We start from the raw sequence: 6885 nt of genomic DNA, 5'->3' as shown, positions 1-6885 counted from the left end.
GTCTTGAGGGCGCCGGGCCGTTCGTCGACAGCGACGATTCCGGTGCCGTAGGGCAGGCGGAGGGTGCGCCGGTAGGTGCGGCGGCCGGGGGTGCCGGTGATCTCCTCGATGCCGGGGACGGCCTCGCGTGCGAGCAGGTCGAAGACGGCGGCGGACTGGTACGGGCCGCGGTGGGCGAGCCGTAGCGGGATTCCCGCGGACGGGCCGGTCCCCTTCGCCGGCGCCTTGGGCGCGTGGGGCGTCCTGGCCGTCCGCAGCTCGCTCGGGGTCGACGCGTACACGGCGCGGATCGTGTCGTTGAACTGGCGGACACTGGCGAACCCGGCGGCGAACGCGATCTCCGTGATCGGCAGATCGGTGGTCTGCACCAACACCCGTGCGGTGTGCGCCCGTTGGGCCCGGGCGAGGGCGACCGGCCCGGCGCCGAGTTCGGCGGTGAGCTGCCGCTGGACCTGCCGCGCGCTGTAGCCGAGCCGCACGGCGAGCCCGGCGACGCCCTCGCGGTCCACGACGCCGTCGCCGATCAGCCGCATGGCGCGGCCGACGACATCGGCGCGCGCGTTCCACTCGGCCGACCCCGGCACGGCGTCCGGACGGCACCGCCGGCAGGCCCGGAAACCCGAGCCCTGCGCGGCGGCGGCCGTCGCGAAGAACCGCACGTTGCGCCGCCTCGGCGTCACGGCCGGGCAACTGGGCCGGCAGTAGATCCCGGTCGTGGCGACCCCGAAGAAGAACTCCCCGTCGAACCGGGCATCCCGGCTCCGCACGGCTTCGTACCTGGTGTCTTCGTCCATCACGCTGTCCAGTCTCCGCCATCCCCGGGGGTGGGGCTGGCGGAAATCGGACGGGGTGTTGACGCGGTACCGGGCTGGGGTGGACCGCCGGCCGGCGCCGCGGCTAGGCCCAGCGGCCGCGCTTCGCCTCCATCGCCGCCTTCCCCTCCGCCCCCTTCCGCTTCCAGTCGCGGCGCAGTTCGGCGCGGGCGCGGGCGTCGGTCTTGGCGACGATCCACTGGTTCTCGCGCATGAGCTTGCGGTAACTGTCCAGCCGGCGTTCGGGAAGGTCGCCGGAGTCGAGGGCGGCGAGCACCGCGCAACCAGGTTCGGCGGTGTGGGCGCAGTCGTGGAAGCGGCACCGCCCCGCCAGTTCCTCGATCTCGGCGAAGACCTGCCCGACCCCGGTCTGCGCGTCCCACAGCCCCACCCCGCGCAGTCCGGGCGTGTCGATCAGCACCCCGCCGCCGGGCAGGACGAGCAGGTTGCGCGTGGTGGTCGTATGACGGCCCTTGCCGTCGACGTCACGGGTCGCCTGGACGTCCATCACGTCCTCGCCGATCAGCGCGTTCGCGAGCGTCGACTTGCCCGCACCGGACTGCCCGAGCAGCACGGACGTACCGCCGGCGGCGACCGCGGCGAGCACATCGATCCCGTCCCCGGTGGCGGCGCTGACGGCGAGCACCGGCACGCCCGGCGCCGTCGTCTCCACGTCCTGGACGAGATACGACAACGTCACCACGTCCGGCACGAGATCGGCCTTGGTCAGCACGACCACGGGCCGGGCACCGGACTCCCACGAGTCCGCCGCGTTGTGCAGCAATGCCTCACCACTGGAGCAGGACATGGCCAGGGCCAGGAACCGCTCGATCCGCCCGAGATCCAGTTCGGCCGCGAGCGACACACAGATGACGACGTGATCGATGTTAGTGGCCAGCACCTGGCCCTCGGAACGCTTCGACGAGGTCGAGCGCACGAAGGCGGTACGGCGCGGCAGGAGGGTCCGCACGTAGCGCGGGTTGCCGCCTTCGGGGTCGACGGCGACCCAGTCGCCCGTGCACACGACCTTCATCGGGTCACGCGGGACGACGAACTCGGTGTCGGCGCGGACGGTGCCGGCCGGGGTGATGACGTCGCACAGGCCGCGGTCGACGCGTGCGACACGGCCGGGCAGGAGACCCTGCTCGGCGAACGGGGCGAACTCGGCCTCCCAGTCCGCGTCCCAACCGTAGGGCTGGAGCGGATGCACGGAGGAGGAAGACGAGGACGAACCCGGGAGAGAAGAGAAAGACAAGGGGTGACCCTTCACAAGGGTGGCCCCGGCACCGCGCACACAGACGCGGAAAGAGAGGAGAGGTCAGCCGGCGGCCACGGGAGTGGACTTGATGAACTTCCGGATGCGGGCAGCGCCCATCACAGAGACAGCCATCGGTCACACCTCCCCAAACACAAGCCAAGTCACCTGCGGCAACACACGGTTGTCGCTCCAACGGCACCGACCATAGAAGGTGCACGGGCCGCGGCGCCAGCGAATTTCGGCACACCAACCGTCTCTCCCAGCCGGCTACGACGCCGACACCACATGGTCCGAGGCCAAGTCATGGTGGCCCAGCCGACATCAGCCGCGACGCCGGCGAGGATGTCGCCGCGGACTGGCGAAGCGACTTCGGGTGCCCCGCCAAGCCACGCTCGTCAGGGGACCGGAGCGAATTTACCGCCGTGGGACACCATCACTGCGGCACATCGTGGTACGCAGGTGGCCCTATAGCCGAAGACACGCCAGTGGCAGAATCGCCGCCATGTCCAACTCATATGCGCAGCCCATCCTCAGAACGACTGATCTCTCGGCGGGACTGCACATTGTGGAACAGCTGCTCGCGATTGCCGACCTGCGAGATCTCGAAGTCGATTTCGACGCACGGGTCTCCTCGACAGACGTTCTCGCAGCACTGCTGGAATTGATTCCGGACGCCGAGTGGTGGGCCGAAGGGGATCGGGACGGCTCGTCGGACAAGGGAGACGATCCAGCAGCACACCTCCCCATCCGGCTGCGGGGCTGGGCCATGTCCCCCGAGACGGTTGAGCCGTTCCTTAAGGCGGTAGGCGAAAGTCCCGCCTCGGTTCGGTGGGATTTCAACGCCTGGCCCGAGGCCCCGGAAGTGGGCCTGGGTGTCGGTGGTACGAGAGGTGCGTTCGTGACGCTGAGCGTGAACGTCCGCGATCTCGATCTGACGGAGCCCTCGACCGATCACACTGTTTTCGTTCACGTCAAGCAGGTCGAGGCCGAACGCGCGCCGTGGCTCGCGGCGCAGGTCGGTCTGAGCGTGATCGGCGCCCTGGAGACGGCTCCGTACTGAGGTGTCGGGCGTCTTCCGTGAACAGAGACGTACCCCCCGCCGGACGCTTCCGTATTCAGTGGCGACCTGATGAGCCTGGGCTTCGCTTTGTTCCCGATGTCCTGCTTGATGAGTGACAGGGCCTTGTCCGGGGCTTTGGCACCCGTGGCGTCGAAGTCGATCACATCGACGATCTTTCCGTTCTCGTACGTGACCTTGATGAAGTCGGACGTCGTGCCGTTGTACCGCCGTTTCCCGTCCTTGTCAGTGAAATACCCCTTGCCTACCACGGGTTTGGAGTCGTCCTGCGAATAGTAGAACTTACTCGTCGTAGATCGCCGAACGGTCGTCCGGCAGCTTTTACTCCGTCAGCTTGGAAAGGGGGTCGGAATCGCCCGACCCACCGCCGCCGATGACTGAGCCGGGGATGAGGATGGGCGTGAGCCCTGTCGGAAGCATGGCCTCCCCGGTCAGCGGTACGGCCACGATCGCGTGGTCGACATTGGCCGCGAGGATCTGCCCCTCGGACCGCTTGGAGGAGGTGGAGCGCACGAATGCGGTACGGCGCGGCAGATACGTCCGTACGTACCGCAGTTGCCGGTGGGTTCGACGGCGACCCGGACGACCCGGTCGACCCCGCCGGCCAGCAGTCCTTCGGCGTCGTGACGGGCGAACTCGTCCACCCATGCGTCGTCCGAGCCATAGCGGGCGAGCGCGAAGAAAGCGGAGGTGGAAGTCGAGGGAGACCCGTCACAAGGGTGGCCCGGCGCGCGCAGTCGGGCGCTGCGGAAGGGGAAGGTCAGCCGGTGGCCACGGAGGTGGACTTGACGTACCTCTGAATGCGGGTCGCGCCCGTCACAGAGACAGCCATCGGTCATACCTCCCTCGGCACACGCCACTTCACCTGCGGCGACCCGTGGTCACCGCTCGAACATCACGGGTCCTGGAGGGTGCGCGGCCAGCGTGCCACCGCGTTGCCGTGCACCTTCGGGAAGCGCCAACGCCACCGCCATGGCCAGGTCCGACTTGTGGGTGATCGACACCTGGATCTCCGCGACGCCCAGTTCCCTCGCCCGGGTCGCCGCCGCTGCCGTGAGATGTACCTCCGGTGCGCCCAGAGGCGTGCGGAGGATGACCACCTGACGGGGTCTCAGGCCGCCGGTGACGCCCGTGGCGAGTGCCTTCAGTACCGCCTCCTTGCCTGCGAAGCGGCCGGCCAGGTACTCGCGGGCGCGTTCGGGGCCGAACTCCGCGGCCTGGGCCAACTCGGCCGCGTCGTAGGTGTATTCGCGGAACCAGCCGCGGCCGAGCAGCCGGTCGAGTTCGCCGGTGTGCAGGAGGTCCACGCCGATCCACATGGGTCAGCCCGCCCCGGTGGCGAAGACCGCGTGATGGCCCTTGCCGGTGCGGGGGTCCATGTCGCTGAGCACGATCCTGCGGTAGCGCGTCTGCCAGCGGGTCCAGTTCTCGGCCAGTTCCAGCCAGACGCCGGTGCAGTAGTTCCCCGGGGGCGCCTGGTGGACGTCGAGGCCCTCGGGTACGTCCTCCGTGACCCAGGATCCCAGGACGGCGAGCGTGTCCGGGTCGCCGGACGGGTGTGGCGGTGCGTCGGCGAGCAGCACCGCGAGCGGGATGTCGGCGGCCACCCGGACCAGCCGGGGGCCTGTCTCTTCCGTCGGGCCGGCCCGGAGGACGAGTGCCGCAGCCGAGTCCGTCAGGTCCGTCTCCGGTTTCAGCGGGAACGCCGTCGGCAGGGTGGTCTGCTCGAACACCGCGAGCACCGCCTCGCGGATCCGTCCGGCGCGCTGGTACGCGGAGGCGATGCGCAGTGCGGTGAACGGCGCCGCCAGGCCCTGCTGTCCGACGGCGAAGCAGGTGGCCGCGCCGCCCAGCCGTGCCGTGAGGTAGGGCGCGACGGCGGTGAACGGGACGACGTCGGGCAACGCGTGGGCCACGACGATCAGTTCGGGCCGGCTCTCGCGCACGCCGTCGGCCTCGGCGAGCAGATCGGCGAGGTCCTGGTGGTGGACGTGGGCTCCGCGCCGCAGGGACTCCTTGTCGGGTTCGGTGCCGAAGGGCCTCAGGAGGTCCTGGAAGTAGGCGATGACCGCCGGGTCGTCGGTGGGTTCGCGGCCCTGGGGCGAGCGGACGGCGGCAGCGGCGTGGACGGCGAGACCCGTCATGTCTCTCCCTCTCCTCTGAGCAGCAGGGATTCCACGTAGTCGGCGAAGGAGCGCACCGTACGCAGGTGGTCGATGTCGAGGTCCTCGGGGTCGACGACGATCCCGGTGGAGTCCTCGACGAGCAGCAGCAGTTCGAGGACCGAGGAGGAGTCGAGGCGCAGGTCGTCGAAGAGCCGGGTGTCCTCGGTCAGTTCGACGATCTCCCGTTCCAGCACCTCGCCCAGGGCCTTCTCGATGGCCTGCACGACTTCCTGACGGTCCGTCACGGGAGGGCCTTCTTCCGGTGCGTGATCACCATGGCTCCGAAGGTGGCGCCGAGTCCGACCGAGACCATGACGTAGTGGGCGCCGTCGACCAGCAGGTCTTCGTCGCGCAGGGTCGTGTAGTTGACGAAGACGTCCGAGGCGAAGGTGTGGCTGTAGCGCGGGACGTTGTCGAGGAAGACCTTCTCGCGGGGTACGCCGAGCACCTTGATGGTCTGCCGCCACGCCAGCATGTTGACGTTGTGCGGGATGACCAGGTCGATGTCGTCGATCGTCAACTCGGCCTGTTCCAGGGCCTCGTGGATCACCTCGGCGATCCGGGCGCCGTACCGCACGCCGAACTCGGTGTTCTGTTCCGGCGTGAGCTCCAGCCATTTCGCGTACGTGCCGAGGGTCCGGGTGACGAAGGACCGCACCCGGTCCCCGACGCCGTCCAGGGTGACGAGGCAGGCCGCCGCCGCGTCGGCCATGATCGCGGTGTTGGGCACGTGCTGGACGATCGGCGAGTAGGCGCGCTCGCCGGTGACCATCAGGGCGTAGGCGCCCTCCTCGGCCTCCGCGCGGAGGAGTTCGCCGACGACGTCGATCCCGCCGAGGCTACTGACGCAGGCCTGGTGGCTGAGGCCGAAGGCCTCCGTGTCGATGAGGCCGAGGTCGTCGCGGACGACCTGGGCGACGTCGACGTCGGCGGGCGCGACCGCCTGGGTGGTGTGGGCGTACACCAGGTAGGCGAGCCGTGCTCCGTCGGGCAGGGCCGACAGGGCGCGCCGGGCGGCGGGGCGCAGCAGGTCGAAGAGGTGCAGGTCGGGGTCGAAGCGCAGGGTGTCGAGTCCGTAGAACTTGCGGAAGACGCCGAGTTCCGCGCGCCGCAGTCCGAGGTGGTCGCCGAGTTCCTCGATGCGGAGAGTGCGTTCGGGGAGGTAGGACTCGATGCGTTCGAGCGTGGTGTGGCCGGCCATCAGCCGGCGACCTCGGCCTGGATGAGCCAGAGCCGGTTGGCTCCGCGCCGGTCGCGGGGCTGGACCTCGTAGGGCCAGCGGCCCTCGCCCGCGCCCGGCTGGCCCGGTTCCTTGAGGTCCCTGACCTTCCAGCCATGGGCGTTGACGAACTTCTCCGGCTCGTCGGTGCCGAAGACCCACGGGGTGCCGTCGGCGGCGAGCTTGTCCAGGAACGACTTGGAGAAGGGGCTGCGCAGCAGGGCGCGGCCGAGGATGTCGAAGGCGAGGAAGCTGCCGGGTGCCGAGGCGGAGGCGAGCAGGCGCAGCAGGGCGGCCACCTGTTCCTCGGTGAGGAAGAAGGTCAGCGCCTCGGCGATCCACAGGGTGGGGCG

The 6885-nt window shown here is 69.6% G+C and carries 7 protein-coding genes and 2 pseudogenes; 1 reads left to right on the top strand and 8 read right to left on the bottom strand.

The annotated features are described in order from the left end of the window. A partial coding sequence (locus tag AC31A1_RS43525; RefSeq protein ID WP_489658605.1) for a bifunctional transcriptional activator/DNA repair enzyme AdaA occupies positions 1 to 794 on the bottom strand: 794 nt, incomplete at its 3' end. 103 nt (positions 795 to 897) lie between these two features. Further along, positions 898 to 2067: a ribosome small subunit-dependent GTPase A gene (gene rsgA / locus AC31A1_RS43520; RefSeq protein WP_489658604.1), complete on the bottom strand. Its 1170-nt coding sequence runs from the start codon at positions 2065 to 2067 to the stop codon at positions 898 to 900. Between the two features lie 505 nt (positions 2068 to 2572). On the opposite strand from rsgA, the gene AC31A1_RS43515 reads away from it, so the two are divergent. Continuing rightward, the gene (locus AC31A1_RS43515) at positions 2573 to 3130 is read left to right on the top strand and encodes a hypothetical protein (protein ID WP_489658603.1); all 558 of its coding nucleotides are present in this window, start codon (positions 2573 to 2575) and stop codon (positions 3128 to 3130) included. 441 nt (positions 3131 to 3571) lie between these two features. Here the strand turns inward: AC31A1_RS43515 and AC31A1_RS43510 are convergent. The 6 genes and pseudogenes from AC31A1_RS43510 to AC31A1_RS43485 form a co-directional block, all read right to left on the bottom strand. Beyond that, positions 3572 to 3885: pseudogene (locus tag AC31A1_RS43510) on the bottom strand (ribosome small subunit-dependent GTPase A); the annotation flags it as partial. A 144-nt stretch (positions 3886 to 4029) separates the two neighbouring features. Then, positions 4030 to 4467, bottom strand: coding sequence for a holo-ACP synthase (locus tag AC31A1_RS43505; RefSeq protein ID WP_489658602.1), 438 nt, complete (start codon positions 4465 to 4467; stop codon positions 4030 to 4032). 3 nt (positions 4468 to 4470) lie between these two features. After that, the gene (locus AC31A1_RS43500) at positions 4471 to 5292 is read right to left on the bottom strand and encodes a hypothetical protein (RefSeq protein WP_489658601.1); all 822 of its coding nucleotides are present in this window, start codon (positions 5290 to 5292) and stop codon (positions 4471 to 4473) included. Next, the gene (locus AC31A1_RS43495) at positions 5289 to 5558 is read right to left on the bottom strand and encodes a phosphopantetheine-binding protein (RefSeq protein WP_489658600.1); all 270 of its coding nucleotides are present in this window, start codon (positions 5556 to 5558) and stop codon (positions 5289 to 5291) included. Before AC31A1_RS43495 ends, AC31A1_RS43500 begins: the two co-directional genes overlap by 4 nt. Next, entirely contained in the window at positions 5555 to 6514 is a 960-nt protein-coding gene (locus AC31A1_RS43490) for a 3-oxoacyl-[acyl-carrier-protein] synthase III C-terminal domain-containing protein (RefSeq protein WP_489658599.1), read from the bottom strand. Before AC31A1_RS43490 ends, AC31A1_RS43495 begins: the two co-directional genes overlap by 4 nt. Further along, a pseudogene (locus tag AC31A1_RS43485) lies at positions 6514 to 6885 on the bottom strand (SAM-dependent methyltransferase); the annotation flags it as partial. The gene AC31A1_RS43490 and the pseudogene AC31A1_RS43485, both read right to left, overlap by 1 nt.

Source organism: Streptomyces sp. P5F9 (assembly GCF_057961495.1).
Note: the sequence above shows the minus strand (reverse complement) of the source record. Positions and strands in the feature narration are given on the sequence as shown.